Raw genomic sequence first — 17,487 nt, forward strand, 5'->3', positions numbered from 1 at the left:
TTTCACCACCGGGCGGGCGTCACCGGCGTCGCCCGCCCGGTTCTCGGTTCGAGTGGTTGCCCAGAAAGGGCGAAGAATTGAATAAAAGGCACAGTGCAGTAGACGCCGGCCTCGATTCCACCGCGGTGGACGAGCGCTCGATCGCGATAATCGGAATGGCGTGTCATGTACCCGGAGCGCACGGAGTAGACGAATTCTGGCAGCTGCTCCTCGATGGCATCGACGCGATAACCGAGGTACCCCTCACCCGATTTCCCATCGACAATTTCTATCAGCCCGGCGGTCCCGCCGCCGGGAAAATCATCACCACCGCGGGCGGATTTCTCGACAATATCGACGGCTTCGACGCCGATTTCTTCGGCATCTCCCCGCGCGAGGCCGAGGCCATGGATCCCCAGCAGCGGCTGTTGCTCGAATGTGCCTGGGAGGCCATCGAGGACGCGGGCCTGACCCGCGAGCAGCTGGCCGGGAGCCGGACCGGCGTCTTCGTCGGCACCGACAGCTCCAACTACTGGGAGCTGCAGAATCGCGGGAAGCCCACCATCTACGGCGTCATGGGCGGCGGCGCGCGCTCGGCGATCGCGGGCCGATTGTCCTTCGCCTTCGATCTGAACGGGCCCGCGCTGGCCGTGGACGCCGCGTGCGCGTCCTCGCTGTCCGCACTCAATGTGGCGGTGCAGAGCCTGCGCAGCGGCGAATCCTCGATGGCCGTCGCGGCCGGGGCGCATCTGGTGCTGAGTCCGTGGGAGAGCGTGGCGTTCTCCTCGGCGGGCATGCTCTCCCCCGACGGCCGCTGCAAGTTCGGCGATCGCGATGCCAATGGCTTCGTCCGCAGCGAGGGCGTCGCGGCGGTGATCCTCAAACCGCTGAATACCGCACTGGCCGACGGCGATCCGATTCACGCGATCATTCGCGGCGTCGGGTCCAGCAACGACGGCATGGGCAGCGGGCTGTTCATGGCCCCGGCTGTCTCCGGGCAGGAAGCCATGCTGCGCAATGCCTATGCAGATGCCGGAATCGATCCGGCCATCGTGGATTTCGTGGAGGCGCACGGCACCGGCACCCAGGCCGGGGACCCGGTCGAGCTGAAGGCGCTGAGCACCGTGCTCGGCGCAGGCCGCGCCAAGCGACTGCTGGTGGGCTCGCACAAGACCAATATCGGGCACAGCGAGGCCGCGGCCGGATTGATCGGCGTGATCAAAGCCGTGCTGTGCCTGCGGCATCGGACCGTGCCCGGCAATCTGCATCTGCGCACGCCCAATCCGAACATCCCGTGGGAGGAGCTGCCGCTGACCTTGCCGTCGGTGGCCACCCCGCTCGACGACGACAAGCTGTTGACGGTCGGGGTCAGCGGGTTCGGCGTCTCCGGAACCAATGTGCACGTGGTGCTGACCGAGGCCGATCCCGTCACCGCGACCCGGGTGCGCCATACCGATGCCAGCCTGGTCGAGTCCGGCGACGCGCAGCTGCTCACGCTCTCGGCCCAATCCCACGAGGCGCTGCGGGATCTGGTGCGTTTCCATCTGACGTATCTGGGCCCGCGCGGCGCGGGGCGACGCGAGGATCTTCGCGATATCGCCTACACGGCCGCGGCCCGCCGCACCCACCACGAGCGTCGCCTGGCGGTGGTCGGTTCCACCCACGACGAATTCATCGAGCAGTTGCGCGCGGTCCTGCACGGCGACACCGAGTTCGAGGCGCACGACCGGCCGCGGGTGGCGTTCGTCTTCCCCGGGCAGGGTTCGCAGTGGGTGGGCATGGGCCGTGAGCTGCTGGAGGTCTCTCCTGCCTTCCGGCACGCCCTGGTCCGCTGCGATGCCGCCATCCACGCCGAGACCGGTTGGTCGGTCCTGGAATTGCTGGAGAGCGGCGCCGAACTCACCGGCATCGACGTGGTGCAGCCGACCCTGTGGGCCGTCGAGGTGGCACTGGCCGAGACCTGGCGGGCCTGGGGTGTGGAACCGGATCTGGTGATCGGGCACAGCATGGGCGAGGCAGCCGCGGCCCATATCGCCGGGGTGCTGAGCCTCGAGGATGCCGCCGCGATCATCTGCCGGCGCAGCGCGCTCATGCGCCGCGTCGCCGGGCAGGGTGCGATGGCGGTGGTGGGCCTGTCCCTCGACGCCGCGCACGAGCTGATCGCCGACGTGTCGGAGCGGGTGTCGGTGGCCGTCAGCAACAGCCCGAAAACCACTGTGCTGTCCGGTGATCCGCAGGTCCTGGCCGATCTGAAGGCCGACCTGGACGCCCGGGACGTGTTCTGCCAGATGGTGAAGGTCGACGTGGCCTCGCACAGCGTGCAGATGGATCCGATCCTCGACGAGCTGATCGAGCTGCTCGCCTCGGTGACGCCGCAGGCCGGCGCCGTGCCGGTGCACTCCACGGTGCGGGGAGTACCCGTGGCGGGCGCCGAACTCGATGCCGCGTACTGGGCGAGCAATCTGCGCGAGCCGGTGCGGTTCAGCGAGGTGGTGCGGGCGGCCGCGGCCGAGCGGCCCACCGTGTTCGTGGAGATCAGCCCGCATCCGCTGCTGGTGCAGGCCATTCGCGAGAACCTCGCCGATCTGGGGGTGGAAGGCGAGGCCGTCGGTTCGCTGCGCCGCGATCAGCCCGAACGCGCCACCCTGCTGGCGGGCCTGGCCACGCTCTATGACCGCAATGCGCCGGTTCGACTGTCCCGCTTGTATTCCGGCGGCCGCTGCGTCTCGCTGCCGCACTATCCGTGGCAGCGCGAGCGGTTCTGGCTCGCCGACGCCGATGCCTCGGTGACGACCAATTCGTTCGCCCGCGAATTCCTGCTCGATACGACGGCCTCGCCGTATCTGCTCGAGCACGTGGTGAACGGGGTGCGGCTGGTGCCGGGCACCGTATTCCTGGACCGGGTGCGCGAATTCGGCCGCGAGGTCGCGGGCGGGCTGCCGGTCGCGGTCTCCGATGTCGAATTCGTCGTGGCCCTGGTGTTGAGCCCGGGCGAAACCCGTTCGCTGCGCATCGAATTGACCCCGGCGGAATTCGGCGTGTGGCAATTCTCGGTCACCGGCGCCGACGGGCCCGGCGGTCCCTCGGTCGAGCACTGCCGCGGCACGGTGCGCACGGGATCGATTCCGCCGCAGGCGCATCGGCCGCTCGCCGAGATCCGCGCCCGGCTCACCGGGCAGTGCACCGGCGCGGGCTTCTACGCCTGGGCCGAGGAGGGCGGCACCGTGTGGGGCCCGTCCTTCCGCGCGGTGTCCGAACTGTGGCACGGACCGGGCGAGGTGCTCGCCCGCTTCGAACTGCCGCCCGTGCTGGCCGCGGATCCCGAAGCGGCCCCGGCCCATCCGGCACTGCTGGAGGCGTGCGCCGCCCCGGTGCTGGCGCTGTTCGACGAGCCGGTCTGGATGATCGCCGATCATCTCGAACTGGCCCGGGTCGGCGAGACGCCGATCCATCGGGGGTGGACCCATGTGCGGGTCACCTCCTCCCCCACACCCTCCACGGTGATCGCCGATGTCACCGTCTTCGATGATCAGGAGTCCATCGTGGCCGAGCTCACCGGTCTGCGCATCCGTCCCACCGCGCCCCGACTATCCGAAACCCCCGCGCTACCGGAGCTTTCCGCGCTCCCCGAGACCCCGGCGGCGGCGATCCCGGCCGCGGCGGGCATCGCGAGCGGGCTCACCATCGAGTTGCGCGGCGAGCTCAGCATTCGCGACGCCGCCAGCCGGACCGTGCTGGAGCTGTCGGGCAGCCTGTCGTTCCGCCCGGACGGCACGGCCGTCGCGCAGCCGGTGGCGACACCGGCTGTGGCGGTGCCGGTTTCACCGATCGTCACGTCCGCTCCGGTCGCGCCCACCGTGGTCGCGGCCCCGCCGGTGCCCAGCCCGGTACCGGTCGCGCGGGTGACCAACGGCCACTCCCCTGTCTCCGCACCCAATGGCCGCACGGTGACCGAAACGCGTCCCGCTCCGTCGGTCGCGGTCGTCGACGCCCCCGCACCGGCTCCGGCCGCTGCGTCCCCGGCTCCGGCCGAAACGCGCGGCGCGGCCACTCCGGAAGCGGTGCTGGAGAGCCTGATCGGACAGATCGCGGCGGTCACCCGCCGTCCCGCGGCCAAGATCGACCCGCGCAAGACGGCCACCGAGATCGGCATGGACTCGCTCATGTCGCTCGAGGTGAAGTCCCATCTGCAGCAGGCCTTCGGCGTCACCGTCCCGGCCAAACTGCTGCTGAACGCGGAGTCGCTGCGCGCGGCCGCCGAGGAGATCGCGGCGCTGGCGACTACGGACGGGCCGAACGCGCCGTGACGACCACGCTCGCGCCGACCGGCGCCCGGCGCGCCGGTCTGGTCATGGTGGTGCTGGTCGGCGCGCAGTTCATGATCTCCATGGACGCCACCATCGTGAATGTGGCGCTCCCGTCCATCCGGGACCAGCTGGGCTTCAGCGATGTCACCCTCAGCTGGGTGGTCAACGGGTACGCGCTGCCCTTCGGCGGGCTCCTGCTGCTGGGCGCGCGGCTCGGGGACCGGCTCGGCGCGCAACGCGTGTTCCGGTGGGGCACCGTGATTTTCGCGCTGTCCTCGCTGTGGTGCGGGCTGGCCGCCGGCCCGACCGCGCTGGTGCTGGCGCGGGCCGCGCAGGGTGTCGGGGCCGCGATCATGTCACCGGTGGCGATGACGCTGCTGCTCGCCCAGTTCGACGGCCCGGCCCGGCATCGGGCGCTGGGCTGGTGGGGTGCCATGTCCGGGCTCGCGGGCGGGCTCGGCATGCTGCTGGGCGGCGTGCTGACCAGCGCCTCGTGGCGGTGGAACTTCCTGATCAATGTGCCCATCGGAGTGGTGATCCTGCTGCTGTCGCGCTATACCGGCGATCGGCGGCTGCCCGCGGTCGGCCGGGCGGATGTGCTCGGCGCGCTGCTGAGCACGACCGGGCTGCTGCTGGTGGCCTACGCGGTGATCAGCACCGAGCGGCTGGGGTGGACGGATTGGTCCACCTCCGGACTGCTCGGGGTGGCATTGCTGCTGCTGGCCGGTTTCACGCTGTGGGAGGCGCGGGTGCGCGATCCGCTGGTGCCGTTGCGCATCTTCGGATTTCGCAGCGTGTCGGCGGGCAATACGGTCATCGCCCTGGTGGGGGCGATCGGCCAGATCACCTACTTCACCGTGACGCTGTACCTGCAGCAGGTGCTGGATTACACGCCGCTGCAATCGGGTGCGGTGTTCCTGCCCATCAGTGTGACGCTGTTCGTGGTCTCCACCGCGGTACCGCGCCTGATCCGACGCCTCGGCCTGGCCGGGGCGCTGGGCGGCGGCCTGGTGATCGCGGCGGTCGGCCTGATCTGGCTGGCGGCCCATCCGCCACAGGGCTCGTATGCGCGAGATGTGCTGGGCCCCACGGTGATCTGGGCCGTCGGCTGGGGCATCGCCCAGGCGGCGTCGTTCGTGGCCGGGGCGCAGGGGGTGGAGGCGGATCTGGCGGGGGTCGCCTCCGGCCTCATCGCCACCACCTACCGGCTCGGCGGCGCGATCGGCCTGGCCGCCATGATCACCCTCGCCGCCTCCCACACCGAACACCTGCGCGCCACCGAATCCCAAACCCGGGCTCTCGAAGGCGGCATCACCTACGCCTGGTGGGCCGCCGCGGGTTGCGCACTGGTCGCGGCCGCCGTGACCGTTCTGCTCCAACGCTCGACCGAGAAGGTATGAAACACAATGGAATTCACGCTGACCGATGAGATGATCACCTGGCGCGCCAAGGCCCGGTCCTTCGCCGACACCGTGGTGCGGCCGGTCGCCGCACACCTGGACGCCCAGGCCGATCCCGAGCAGGCGTGGTCCTGGGAACTGGTCGAGGCGGCCAACGAGCACGGGCTGCGGCAGGCCCCGCTGCCGGTCGAATACGGCGGCGCGTCCACCGATTACGTCACCAACTGCATGATCCTCGAGGAGATCGCCGCCGCCGACCTGGGCACCGCGGTGGTGCTGGCCCAGCACTGGAAGTTCGCGCAGATGCTCAACGAGCTGGGCACCCCGGGTCAGCGCAAGAACCATCTCGCCCGCAATGCCGACAATCCGCGCGGGCTGTTCGCGGCCTCGTTCACCGAGCCGTCGGCCGGATCCGACAATCTGCTGCCCTACACCGGACGCGGCGGCGGCATGCAGACCTTCGCCGAGAAGGTCGAGGGCGGCTACCGCATCAACGGCATGAAGCACTACATCTCCAATGCCAACCGCGCCGACACCGTGCTGTGCTTCGCCCGCACCGACCGCGAGGGTCCGCTCACCGAGAGCGTCACCGCGTTCGTGGTTCCCACCGACGCCGAGGGTTTCAGCATCGGCCGCGTGCACGACAAGAACGGTGAGCGCATCGCCAACAACGCGGAGATCTTCTACAACAACGTGTTCGTGCCCGACGAGGACGTACTCGGCGAGCCCGGCACCGCGCTGCGCAGCGTCGGGCGGCTGCTGCGAGCCAGCAATTCCTATGCCGCGTCCTGCGCGCTGGGCGTGGGCCGCGAATGCTTCGACCGGACCCTGCGTTGGACGCGCGAGCGCGTCCAGGGTGGCGTCCCAATCATCCAGCACCAGGCGGTCGGTTCCTATCTGGCCGATATGTACCTGAACGTGGACGTCAGCCGCACCTACATCTGGCGCGCCGCCTGGCAGGCGCGCACGCCCGAGACCTTCGATCCGGCGCTGGCCGTGGCCCCGAAACTCATTACCTCCGAGCGCATCTTCGACTCCGCGCGCCGGGCCATGGAGCTGTGGGGCGGGCACGGGGTGATGAAGGAGAACGGCATCGAGAAGCTGCTGCGCGACGCCTCGATCTGGCTGCACTCCGACGGCACCAACATCATCCTGCGCGAGCGGCTGGCCAACCTGCTGCGCAACGGCGATCCCGAGGCCGTGATCTGGGACGCCGTGCCGCAGGGCTCGCAGATGGTCGGGATCATCTGATGCGGCTCCGCGGGAAAGTCGTGATCGTCACCGGCGGGACCCGCGGACTCGGGCGGTCCATCGCCGAGTCCGCGCTCGCCGAGGGCGCGAAGGTGGTGTGCGCGGCCCGGTCCGCCGGCGAATTGGAGCTGATTCGCGAATTCGGCGGCGACCGAGTCCATTTCGAGCAGACCGATGTGCGCGACCTGGCCTCGGTGGAGCACCTCATGGCCGCCACGGTTCGTCATTTCGGCCGCTTGGACGTGCTGGTGTGCAACGCCGGGATGAGCAATGACGGCATGATCGCCGGCATCGATCCCGAGCGCTGGACCGATGTCATCCAGACCAATCTGATCGGCACGTTCTACTGCGTGCGCGCGGCCGTCCCGTACCTGCGGGCCAGCGGCGGCGGGCGCATCGTGGCCATCTCCTCGGCACTGTCCACCCGCGTCTCGCCCGGCGCCAGCGCGTACTGCGCGTCCAAGGCGGCCATCGAGATGTTCGTGAAATCCTGTGCCGCCGAACTGGCCTCGGACGGCATCACCGTGAACGCGGTCGCGCCCGGCTTCGTCGACACCGGGCTGGGCGCGCGGCTCTCGGAGAACGACCTGGTGTGGGAGCAGGTCGCCGGACGGCTGCTGGCCGGGCGCAGCGGGACCGGTGACGAGGTGGGCAAGTCGGTGGTGTTCCTGGCCAGTGACGATGCGTCGTATGTGAATTCGCACATCTTGGAAGTGAACGGGGGTCTGCTGTGGAGCTGATCGAGGGACAGACGCTCAATGACGCGATCGCGGCGGGCTCGTCGTGCTGGGCGTGCGGGCCGGTCCGCACCGACGGGCTGCTGTTGCGGTATCTGCCGGAGGGGCCGGGCGTCGGGACCGCCTGGTACGCCGATCCGCTGTATCACGGTGCGCCGGGACGACTGCACAACGGCATCGTGGCGGTGCTGCTCGAGGAGGTGGCGGGCTGGGCGGGCTACCGGGCGCTGACCGATGCCGGAATCTCGCTGGCGGGGTTGGCGATTGCCGATCTGGCCGTCGAATACCGGGGACCGGTGCCCACCGAGGTGTGGGTGGCGCTGCACGGCGAGGCCGAGTCGCTCGCCGACGGGCTGGTGCGCACCCGCGCGGAACTCCGCGTCGAGGACACGGTGCTCGCCACCGCGACCTGCACCCTGCGCACCGGGCAGGAGTAGCGATGCCCCTCACCGAACCGGTCGCGATCATGGCCGCGACCCACTGGCTGCCCGAAGTCCGGCAGAAGCCCGCCGATCTGGATCCCGCCGTGCGCCCGGCGGATCCGGGGTACACGGCGCTGGCGGTGTCGGAGTCACTGTCGGGTCCCGAACTGGCGGTGCTCGCCGGGCAGCGCGCGCTGGCCGAGGCGGGCTGGGACGGCGCGGAGCTTGGCCTGCTCTGCTACGCGTGGAGTCACTATCAGGGACACGACTTCTGGTCCCCGGCCCACTTCGTGGCCGACCGGCTCGGCGCGAACACGGCACTGCCGCTGGGCATTCAGCAGATGTGCAATGGCGGCGCGGCCGCGGTGCAGACGGCGGCCGCCTACCTGCGGGGCACACCCGGCACCCGGCGGGCCCTGATCGGCACCGGGGATCGGTTCGCCGAACCCGGATTCCGGCGCTGGACCGGCGATTACGGTGTCGCCTACGGTGATGCCGGGACCGCGGTGCTGCTGTCCACCGAATCCGGACTCCGACCGCGCCTGTGGCTGCACACCGTCGCCACCGTCGCAGCGCCCGAACTCGAGGCCATGACCCGCGGCGACGATCCGGCCTCCCCCGCCCCGCGCTGGCTGCGCGGCACCATCGATATCCGCGCCACGAAGAAGGCGTTCCTGCGCCGATATCCCCGCGACCATTACGCGGGCATCGAACGCCGCAAGGTCACCGAGGTGATCAGCCGGGCGTTGCACGACGCGGGCCTCACCGGTGACGACCCGCGCCTGACCCGGGTCGTGCTGCCCCGCTTCCACTTCGACACCCTCGACACCGCATACCGGCCCCTGGTCGCCGGGCTCACCACGGCCACCCCGGTCGATTTCGGACGCGACACCGGGCATCTGGGCGCGGGCGATCTCGCCGCCGGATTAGCCGACCTGCTCGACGAATCCCTGCTCGCGCCGGGCGAATTCGCGCTGGTGCTGAGTGCGGGCGTCGGCTTCACCTGGTCCTGCGCGGTCGTCTCGCACCCCGCCGCCGCCGACCCGATCGAATGAAACCCCATTTCGACGTGCTCCTTGCATCCTCCATGGATCGTCCATCCACGCCGAAACCCTTGCGCGGCTGCGGAAACCGTCGATTCCGTCTTGATGGCCCCGATATGTCGGGGCTCCCCCAACCCTGGTACATCACCGTACCGTTCGGTGTCGGGTCAGTGGAAGGAGAGGGAATGGTCATTCGAATCCGTTGCCGCACAGCGCTTGTGGCGGGACTCATCGCGCTGTCGTCGGTAGCCGCGACGGCGGTACCCGCGTCGGCGGACACGGCGGTCGCACTACCTGGTGACGACCCGTTCTACCGCGGACCGGACCATTGGCGGGCCACCGCGCCCGGCACCGATCGGCATGTCCGGCTTTTCCGGTGGTTCCATCGCCACGGAGTTCGCGGCCGAACTGGCCCCGGCCTACGCACCCGAGCTGAACATCGTCGGTGTCGCCGCGGGCGGCATGCCTGTCGACATGGCCGCAACCATCGATTACGTCGACGGCAGCTCCGAGTGGGCGCTGGTGCTCCCTTATGTCATGCAAGGCGCCGCACGCGGTTTCGACCTCGACCTTTCCCCCTACCTGTCCGACTACGGCCGCGACGTCATGGACCGAATCGCGGACCATTGCGTATCCGATGGGCCACGGTTCCCCGGCCTGCGCCTGTCCCAGCTGCTGCGCCCCGAATACCAGGACTACCGAACCATCCCGGGCTTCGCGCGCATCCTGACCGAAAACCACATGGGCACCGGCACTCCCACCGCACCGTTGCTCTTCGGCGCCGGCAACGCCGACGGCATCGGAGACGGCGTCATCGTCGCCGCCGGTGAACGCGAACTCGCCGACGAATTCTGCCGCCGCGGCGTCTCTGTCCGCTACCACGAATATCCGGGCGCCAACCATTTGATCGCCGGCGCCCTCTTCGTCCCGGCCGCACAGGCATTCCTGATGGACCGCTTCGCAGGCGCCCCACTCGACAACAGCTGCCGGTAAGTCAGCGGTCGGGGCAGTCTCGGGCTGATCGCTTCTATCCTGGGTTCATGCTCTACCGGCTGCTCGCCGACGCAACCGCGGTCGTGCACTTCGCGTTCGTGGCCTATGTCGTCGTGGGCGGTTTCCTCGCCTGGCGGTGGCCACGCACCATCTGGCTGCACCTGCTGGCCTTCGCCTGGGGCTTCAGCACGGTGCTGTTCAAGTTCGAGTGTCCCCTGACCAACCTGGAGAACTGGGCGCGGCACCGCGCGGGCGAGGTGGGCCTGCCGTCCAGCGGGTTCATCGACCACTACATCACCGGCGTCCTGTATCCACGCAGCATGCTCGAGGAGGTCCGGATCCTGGTGGTGCTCTGCGTCGCGGTGTCCTGGGTCGGCCTGTACCTGCTGACCAAGCGGCGGGCGCTCGCCCAGCGGTCCTGATCGCGGCGATCGTCGGCGACCGCCGGAGGCGAATCCGGTGCGGGGCGTGCATAATCGCGCTTGCTGTATGAGTCGACGAAGGGGTTTTCATGGCTGGCACATCGATCGGGGCGGTTCTGCTCGAGCGGGTGGTGTATCCGGTGCGTACCGCTATCAGCACCGTGTGGGGCATCGGGAACTTCCAGCGCACCGGGCAGTTCGGGGACGGGCGGGAGGCCGCGGTGCGTGATCATGTGCTGGCCAATGCCGAGCCGGGCAACCCCGAGAGTGTGCTGGCCGCGATCGACCGGTTCGCGCGCACGCGCAGTAATCTGGTGAACGTCGGCGACGAGAAGGGGCTGCTGCTGGACGCCGCGGTGCGCAGGGCGAATCCGAAGCTGCTGCTGGAGCTGGGCACCTACGTCGGCTACAGCGCGGTCCGGACCGCGCACACCATGCCGGAGGGGGCGCGGCTGATCTCGGTCGAGTTCAGCGCCGCCAATGCCGAGGTGGCGCGGGCCATCATCGACCACGCGGGATTGGCCGACCGGGTGACCGTGGTGGTGGGCACCATCGGCGACGGCGGCGAGACCGTCAAGCGGCTCGGCGAGGAGTACGGAATCACCGCGGGCTCGGTCGATTTCGTGTTCGTCGACCACGACAAGTCCGCCTACCTGGCCGACCTGAAGACCATCCTGGAAGCCGGATGGCTGCACCCGGGCACCATCGTGGTGGCCGACAATATGCGCATCCCGGGCGCCCCGGACTATCTGAAGTACATGCGCGAGGCCGAGGGCAAGACCTGGCGCACCATCGAGCACGACACCCACATCGAGTACCAGTCCCTGCTCAAGGACCGGGTACTCGAATCGGAGTACCTGGGCTGAATCAGCCTCGGCACCAACGGGTTCAGCGACGCCGCAGCGTCACGGGCAGATCGTCCTTGGGCAGCGGCGTCGCACTCATGTCGAGGGGCATCACGTAGTCCTGCGGGACCTCCCACTCGAACTTCTGCAGCAGCTGGTGCACGATCGTCTTGATCTCGAGCCCCGCGAAGTACTGCCCGAGACACTTGTGCGCGCCCGCCCCGAACGGCGCCCACGCCACCCGGTGCGCCTTGTGCTCGGCGCGTTCGTCGGAGAAGCGCTCGGGATCGAATTCCTCCGGCTGCGACCAGATGTCGGGGCGGCGGTGATTGACGCTGATCGGGACCACCACGAACGACCCCTTGGGCACGAAGTAGCCGAGCACCTCGGTGTCCTCCATGACCGCGCGCGGGAAGATCTGCACCGGCGTGCACAACCGGGTGGTTTCCTTGATGATCCAGTCGAGTTCGGTCAGCTCGCCCAGCTCGTCATAGCTCAGCTCGAACGGCAGGTCCAGCGACCGCGCCCGCGCCCGCTTCTGCCATTCGGGGTACTTGGCCAGGTTGTAGACGACACCGGACAACGTGGTCGTGGTGGTGTCGTGGGCGGCGGCCAGCAGGAAGATCATGTGGTTCACGATGTCCTCGTCGGTGAACCGCTCCCCCTCCTCGCTCGCGGCCTGACACAGCATGGACAGCAGATCCGTGCCCGGGTTCGCGCGCGAGGCGATGATCCGCTCGGCCAGGAACGCCGACAGGGTCTTTCGCGCCCGCATGCCCCGCCACCAGCGATTGCCAGGAATCGCGACCCGCACGATCGCACCGCCCGCGTGCAGGATGTCCATGGTGGCCCCGCAGATCCGCGCAGCCTCCGCCTGTGGCAGCCGCGCCCCCATGAACACCTCGAGCACGATGTCGAGGGTGAGCCGCTGCAGATGCTGATGCATGAGCACCGGATTGCCCTGCGCCACATCACCTTCGGGCAACTTGCTCAGATGCCGCGCGGCGATCTCGTGCATGTCCTTCAGATACGAGGTGAGCGCCCCGCGCCCGAAGGCCTGCTGCATGATCGAACGGTGGCCGCGGTGCTCGTCGAAGTCCAGCCGCACCAGGCCCCGCTCGAAGAACGGGCCCTGCAGCGGGCCCCACGCCGGGTCGTTGGCGAACACCCGCTCCTTGTTCATCAGGATGCGCGCCGCCGCGTCGGGCCCGTTGGCGATGATCCACTTCTCGCCGAACATGTTCAGGACGTAGAGCGGGCCGTAGGTGGCCTCGTCCTCGAAGGCGGCCGCGGCCGGATCGCGCCGCTGCCGCTGCAACTGGGGAATCCAGTGGGTCGCGGGCCCGCTGATCCGCTTCAGCTCACTGCCTTCCGGCGGAGCGGCCACGAATTGTGTTCTGGGCATTGAAAACTCCCTCATGCTACGAAGACGCAGGGGAGGAAGCTACCCGTACCGCAGCGCGGTCCTCAACTCGAACGACCCGGTAACGCCCCCGCCAGCGCGCGAGCGATCAAATCCGCGATGGCGGGCAGGTTTTCGGGCAGGTCCAGATAGAAATGACCGCCGGGGAAGGTGGCCAGATCGAAATCGGTCTCGGTGTAATCGCGCCACTGCTCCGCTTGCGCGGCCGTGGTGGTCGGATCGGCGGTGCTGATCAGGGCGGTGATGGGCGTCCGCAGCGGCGCGCCCGGCTCGTGCCGGTAGGTCTCCACCGCCTGGTAGTCGCTGCGCACGGCCGGGAGCACCAACTCCGCCAGGCTCGGCTCCTCGCGCAGGATCCGCACCGATTCCGGATCGTTGGACAGCCGCTCCAGCTCGGCGATGAGATCCGCGTCCGGGCCCGCGTGCAGGCGGCCGGTCACCTCGAAAGCCGGTGCGGGACGGCCCGACACGAACAGGTGCGACACCTCGCGCCCGCCCGCCTCCACCCGCCGCACGGCCTCGTAGGCGACGGTCGCGCCCATACTGTGCCCGAAGATGGCCAGGCGCACCTCCCGCGGCCAGGTCAGCAGATCGGCGGCGGCCGCCGCGGCCAGTTCGGTCAGCACCGGCACCATGGCGTCGCCCAGCCGGTCCTGCCGCCCCGGGTACTGCACGCCGAATACCGCGGTCCCCGAACCGAACCGCTGGGCCAGCGCCCGATAGGCGGTGACCGAGCCGCCGCCCGGCGGGAAGCACACCAGCACCGTGCTCGGATTCGGATCGGACTTCAGTTCACGCAGCCAGGTCGTTCCGGTGACAGTCACCCGATCGAGTATGCCGTGACACACGCCACGGCGGGCGCGGTGGGTCACGGCATTACAGTCGGATCGTGGCTACCTATGACGAGCTGGTCCGCGATTACGAATCCGGAATCGGGGTTGCCGGGGAGTCGCTGCCCCCGCTCGAACCGGGTGCGAATCTGGCTGCGACGCTGCCGGTCTGGGCGCTCGCCGGGGGCGCGGTCGCCGCCTTCGCCACCGCCGCGGACCGCTGGCGCGAGAGCCGCGGCCTGACACCGCTGCGGAGTGTGCTCGAGCCGGGCCGGGTGGCGGCCGCCTTCTCCAGCGAGCGGCTGTTCCGGCTGGACGGGCAGCGGCCGGACATCTTCGCAGAGCTGTCGGGCTTCTTCAGGGCTGCGGACGCATGGGTGCGCACGCACGCCAACTACCCGCACCACCGTGCGCGACTGCTCACCGCGGTCGAGCTGCCCGCCACCGCCACGCGCGCGGATTTCACCGCCCGCATCGCGACCCTGGCCGCCGCCGACATCGAACAGCGCGCCGCCGAGCAGGGCGCCATCGCGGTGCGGGTGCGCGCGGAACAGGAGTGGGCCGACAGTCCGCAGGGCAAGGCCGCCGCCTCCGGGCCCTTGGTCGCGATCGAGACACGTGACGATAACGGCCCGGTCGAATCACCCACTGCCGCAACCTCGCTGCTGCCGCTGCGCGGGCTGCGCGTCCTCGATCTCACCCGGGTGATCGCGGGTCCGGTGGCGACGCGGGCATTGGCCCTGCTCGGAGCCGATGTGCTGCGCATCGACGCGCCCGGACTGCCCGAAATCGGCTGGCAGTTCCTGGACACCTGCCAGGGCAAGCGCTCCACTGTAGTCGATTTGCGTACCGATCTTCCCGTTTTTCACGAATTGATCAGCAATGCAGACATAATCATCTCTGGTTACCGACCGGGCAGCTTGGAACGACTCGGAGTACGGCCCGCGGAAATGCGTCCCGGAATTGTGCACGGCCGAGTTTCGGCCTGGGGTGAATCGGGACCTTGGGGCGATCGGCGCGGTTTCGACAGCATCGTGCAGGCGGCATCGGGAATTTCCCGCATCGAAGGCGCACATGATAATTCGCACGGCGAACCCGCCGTGGGCGCGCTCCCGGCCCAGGCGCTCGATCACGCCAGCGGCTATCTGCTCGCCGCGGGCGTGCTGGACGCGCTGCGCGCCCGCCGCGCCGACGGTCGCGGCCGTGATGTCCGAGTGGCACTGGCCCGCACCGGATCCTGGCTGCTCAGCCAGCCGGGACGGACGCCGGATCATCCTCCGGCCCAGCTTCCCGACCCGCGATACGCGGTCACGCACGGCGCGGTGACGACCGCGCGGCCCGCGCTGAGCGAATATTACGACCATCCTTGGCCCGCCCCGGATTACGGTTCGGACACATTCAGCTGGAAAGCCCGACCGGACGGTTTGTGACCCTCGGGAATGTATACAACGAGATGCACGTACACCCGCAAGTGCATCCGCGAATTAGGCGAATTCGGCTTGTAATCAATGGCATTCGACACGCCGGACTTGGCCCCCGCGTGACGTTAATAAATGAGACCCTGAAACCGACACCTATATTGTCGACCCCTATGTCGACATGTGGATGGAGGACGTCATCGTGGACACACCTGCTCCCTTGCTCACCGCCGCCGCTGACCCCGGTAACGCGGTAGGGAGACGGGAATGGGCCGGATTGTCGGTGCTGGCCCTGGCCTGCCTGGTGTATTCGATGGATCTCACCGTGCTGCACCTGGCCGTACCCCAGATCAGCGAGGTGCTGCGTCCCACCAGCTCCCAATTGCTCTGGATCATCGACGTTTACGGGTTTCTGGTGGCCGGGCTGCTGCTCACCATGGGCACCATCGGCGATCGGATCGGGCGCAGGCGACTACTCATGGTCGGTGCCGCCGCCTTCGCCGCCGTCTCGGTGATCGCGGCCTTCGCACCGACCGCTCCGGTGCTGATCGGCTGCCGCGCCCTGCTCGGGGTGGCCGGGGCCACCCTCGCGCCGTCCACACTCTCGTTGATATTCACCATGTTTCGCGATCCGGGCCAGCGGTCCATCGCGGTCGGGGTGTGGGTGGGCTCCTATTCCGTCGGCGGATCCATCGGCCCGCTCGCCGGCGGGCTCATGCTCGAACACTTCTGGTGGGGTTCGGTTTTCCTGCTCGCCGTGCCGGTCATGCTGCTGCTGATCGTGCTCGCCCCGAGAGTGCTGCCCGAGTTCCGCGATCCCGATGCGGGCCGCCTGGACCTGATCAGCGCGGCGCTGTGCACGGGCGCGGTGCTGCTGGTGGTCTTCGGCATGAAGCAGGCGGCGCAGGACGGCCCCGGCCCGGCCGCCCTGGGGGCGCTGGTGGTCGGCGCGGCGATCGGCGCGGTCTTCGTGAAACGGCAGCTCACCACCGCCGAGCCGATGCTGGATCTGCGGCTGTTCCGGCTGGGCAGCTTCCGCACCGCGCTGACCATCAATATGGTCGCGATCTTCGTGGCCTTCGGCTACGCGCTGTTCGTGGGCCAGTATTTCCAGCTGGTACTGGGCATGTCGCCGCTGCGGGCCGGGATCGCCACCATTCCGGCCGGGCTCGGATTCATGATCGGCTCGCAGCTCGGGCCGCGGATCATGAAGGTGATGCGGCCCGCGTACATGATCGGCGCGGGCATGGCCATGGCGGCCGCGGGCCTGTTGCTGCTCACCCGGATCACCGCCACCGGCGGCGTGGAACTCACCGTCGCCGCCTCGTTGCTGGTGTCCTTCGGTCTCGCACCGGTTTTCGGGATCACCACCGAGCTCATTGTCGGCACCGCGCCGCCGGAGCAGGCCGGGGCGGCCTCCGGCCTGTCGGAGACGGGGGCCGAATTCGGTGGTGCGCTGGGGATTTCCATTCTGGGCAGCATCAGCATCGCCATCTACCGCAGCCAGCTCGACGTCACGCTGCCCTACGGGCTGCCCGACAACGACGCCCGCGCCGCACGCGACACGCTCGGCGCGGCAATGGAAGTCGCCAGGAACCTGCAGGGCAAGGTGGGCGGCGCGGTGGCCGATGCGGCCAAGCACGCGTTCCTGACCGGGATGCACCTCACCGCGGCCATTGCCGCCGGGGCGGCCCTGCTGCTGGCCGTCATCGCCATCTCCCGGCTGCGGCACGTGCCGCCGGGCTAGTTCGGCCGGGTCAGTTCACCTGCCGCGCCCGGCTTCACTTGCCGCGCATGGCCTCGACGGCGATCCGCAGCGTATCCCCGCCCGGCAGTTCACTGCCCGGCGCGATGACCTGCTGCATGGCCAGTCCCTGGAACATCAGGAACAGCACCTGCCCCACCGCCGTGGCCTGCTGCTCGCTCAAGTCCGGATGCACCTCGTGCACGATCGTCGCGATATCGCGATGCGCCACCGCGCTGGCCTCGGCCATGAACGCCTGCTGTTCGGGATCGCGGGCGATCTGAATTCCGTTCTCCGCGCTGAGCATCAACCCGTCACGATTGCGCTGCACGACATCGACGAATCCGTCCCACGTCGCGGCCAGCGACTCCCACAGGCTGCGTCCCTCCCCCGCGTCCCGAATGGCCGCATCCATATCGTCCCCGATCCGCGCACCCACCCCCATCGTGATCGCCTCGGTGACCAACTGATCCTTGGACCCGAAGTGATAGCCGATGGCCGCCAGGCTCACCCCGGCCGCCTTGGCGATATCCCGCGCGGTCACCTTCGCCAGGCCTCGCTCCAGAACGGCTCGGCGCGCACCCTCCAGCAGGTCTTCTCGATTTCCCATGCCCCCACCCTACCAGCGTCTTAGACAATTGTTCTAGACAGGTGTTCCAAGATTGCCGGGCAG

14 protein-coding genes are annotated in these 17,487 nt (G+C 69.1%); 11 read left to right on the top strand and 3 right to left on the bottom strand.

The window, feature by feature from the left end:
- Window positions 1–125 precede the first annotated feature (125 nt).
- The 9 genes from ACAM49_RS15445 (at window position 126) to ACAM49_RS15485 (ending at window position 11,420) form a co-directional block, all read left to right on the top strand.
- Window positions 126–4,286: an acyltransferase domain-containing protein gene (locus tag ACAM49_RS15445; RefSeq protein WP_369636187.1), complete on the top strand. Its 4,161-nt coding sequence runs from the start codon at window positions 126–128 to the stop codon at window positions 4,284–4,286.
- Window positions 4,283–5,686: an MFS transporter gene (locus ACAM49_RS15450; protein WP_369636188.1), complete on the top strand. Its 1,404-nt coding sequence runs from the start codon at window positions 4,283–4,285 to the stop codon at window positions 5,684–5,686. The genes ACAM49_RS15445 and ACAM49_RS15450 overlap by 4 nt, the downstream gene beginning before the upstream one ends.
- A gap of 6 nt (window positions 5,687–5,692) precedes the next feature.
- Window positions 5,693–6,937: an acyl-CoA dehydrogenase family protein gene (locus tag ACAM49_RS15455; protein WP_369636189.1), complete on the top strand. Its 1,245-nt coding sequence runs from the start codon at window positions 5,693–5,695 to the stop codon at window positions 6,935–6,937.
- A complete protein-coding gene (locus tag ACAM49_RS15460; protein WP_369636190.1) occupies window positions 6,937–7,677 on the top strand; it encodes an SDR family NAD(P)-dependent oxidoreductase in 741 nt (246 codons plus the stop codon). Before ACAM49_RS15455 ends, ACAM49_RS15460 begins: the two co-directional genes overlap by 1 nt.
- Complete coding sequence (locus ACAM49_RS15465) at window positions 7,668–8,111, top strand: PaaI family thioesterase (protein ID WP_369636191.1); 444 nt, start codon at window positions 7,668–7,670, stop codon at window positions 8,109–8,111. The genes ACAM49_RS15460 and ACAM49_RS15465 overlap by 10 nt, the downstream gene beginning before the upstream one ends.
- A gap of 2 nt (window positions 8,112–8,113) precedes the next feature.
- Complete coding sequence (locus tag ACAM49_RS15470; protein WP_369636192.1) at window positions 8,114–9,151, top strand: ketoacyl-ACP synthase III family protein; 1,038 nt, start codon at window positions 8,114–8,116, stop codon at window positions 9,149–9,151.
- Between the two features lie 285 nt (window positions 9,152–9,436).
- Window positions 9,437–10,132: a lipase family protein gene (locus ACAM49_RS15475; protein ID WP_369636193.1), complete on the top strand. Its 696-nt coding sequence runs from the start codon at window positions 9,437–9,439 to the stop codon at window positions 10,130–10,132.
- A gap of 47 nt (window positions 10,133–10,179) precedes the next feature.
- A complete protein-coding gene (locus ACAM49_RS15480; RefSeq protein WP_369636194.1) occupies window positions 10,180–10,554 on the top strand; it encodes a DUF2784 domain-containing protein in 375 nt (124 codons plus the stop codon).
- Between the two features lie 89 nt (window positions 10,555–10,643).
- A complete protein-coding gene (locus tag ACAM49_RS15485; protein ID WP_369636195.1) occupies window positions 10,644–11,420 on the top strand; it encodes an O-methyltransferase in 777 nt (258 codons plus the stop codon).
- Window positions 11,421–11,442: 22 nt separating this feature from the next.
- On the opposite strand, the gene ACAM49_RS15490 is transcribed toward ACAM49_RS15485, so the two are convergent.
- Both ACAM49_RS15490 and ACAM49_RS15495 read right to left on the bottom strand, forming a co-directional pair.
- The gene (locus ACAM49_RS15490; protein WP_369636196.1) at window positions 11,443–12,804 is read right to left on the bottom strand and encodes a cytochrome P450; all 1,362 of its coding nucleotides are present in this window, start codon (window positions 12,802–12,804) and stop codon (window positions 11,443–11,445) included.
- A 62-nt stretch (window positions 12,805–12,866) separates the two neighbouring features.
- Complete coding sequence (locus ACAM49_RS15495; RefSeq protein ID WP_369636197.1) at window positions 12,867–13,646, bottom strand: thioesterase II family protein; 780 nt, start codon at window positions 13,644–13,646, stop codon at window positions 12,867–12,869.
- A 65-nt stretch (window positions 13,647–13,711) separates the two neighbouring features.
- Here ACAM49_RS15495 and ACAM49_RS15500 point away from each other — a divergent pair, with 65 nt between their 5' ends.
- Together ACAM49_RS15500 and ACAM49_RS15505 are read left to right on the top strand one after the other, a co-directional pair.
- The gene (locus ACAM49_RS15500) at window positions 13,712–15,082 is read left to right on the top strand and encodes a CoA transferase (RefSeq protein WP_369636198.1); all 1,371 of its coding nucleotides are present in this window, start codon (window positions 13,712–13,714) and stop codon (window positions 15,080–15,082) included.
- 190 nt (window positions 15,083–15,272) lie between these two features.
- A complete protein-coding gene (locus ACAM49_RS15505; protein ID WP_369636199.1) occupies window positions 15,273–16,817 on the top strand; it encodes an MFS transporter in 1,545 nt (514 codons plus the stop codon).
- Between the two features lie 34 nt (window positions 16,818–16,851).
- Here the strand turns inward: ACAM49_RS15505 and ACAM49_RS15510 are convergent, their stop codons facing one another.
- A complete protein-coding gene (locus tag ACAM49_RS15510) occupies window positions 16,852–17,424 on the bottom strand; it encodes a TetR/AcrR family transcriptional regulator (protein ID WP_369636200.1) in 573 nt (190 codons plus the stop codon).
- Window positions 17,425–17,487: the final 63 nt, after the last annotated feature.

Origin of the sequence: Nocardia sp. JMUB6875 (assembly GCF_041154655.1) — a bacterium.
In the GTDB taxonomy this organism is placed as follows: Bacteria; Actinomycetota; Actinomycetes; order Mycobacteriales; family Mycobacteriaceae; genus Nocardia.

Excerpts from the sequence above, each read along its gene's own strand:
- ACAM49_RS15455 (WP_369636189.1), top strand. The coding sequence starts at position 5,693 with ATGGAATTCACGCTGACCGATGAGATGATCACCTGGCGCGCCAAGGCC.
- ACAM49_RS15460 (WP_369636190.1), top strand. The coding sequence starts at position 6,937 with ATGCGGCTCCGCGGGAAAGTCGTGATCGTCACCGGCGGGACCCGCGGA.
- ACAM49_RS15470 (WP_369636192.1), top strand. The coding sequence starts at position 8,114 with ATGCCCCTCACCGAACCGGTCGCGATCATGGCCGCGACCCACTGGCTG.
- ACAM49_RS15480 (WP_369636194.1), top strand. The coding sequence starts at position 10,180 with ATGCTCTACCGGCTGCTCGCCGACGCAACCGCGGTCGTGCACTTCGCG.
- ACAM49_RS15485 (WP_369636195.1), top strand. The coding sequence starts at position 10,644 with ATGGCTGGCACATCGATCGGGGCGGTTCTGCTCGAGCGGGTGGTGTAT.
- ACAM49_RS15490 (WP_369636196.1), bottom strand. The coding sequence starts at position 12,804 with ATGCCCAGAACACAATTCGTGGCCGCTCCGCCGGAAGGCAGTGAGCTG.
- ACAM49_RS15510 (WP_369636200.1), bottom strand. The coding sequence starts at position 17,424 with ATGGGAAATCGAGAAGACCTGCTGGAGGGTGCGCGCCGAGCCGTTCTG.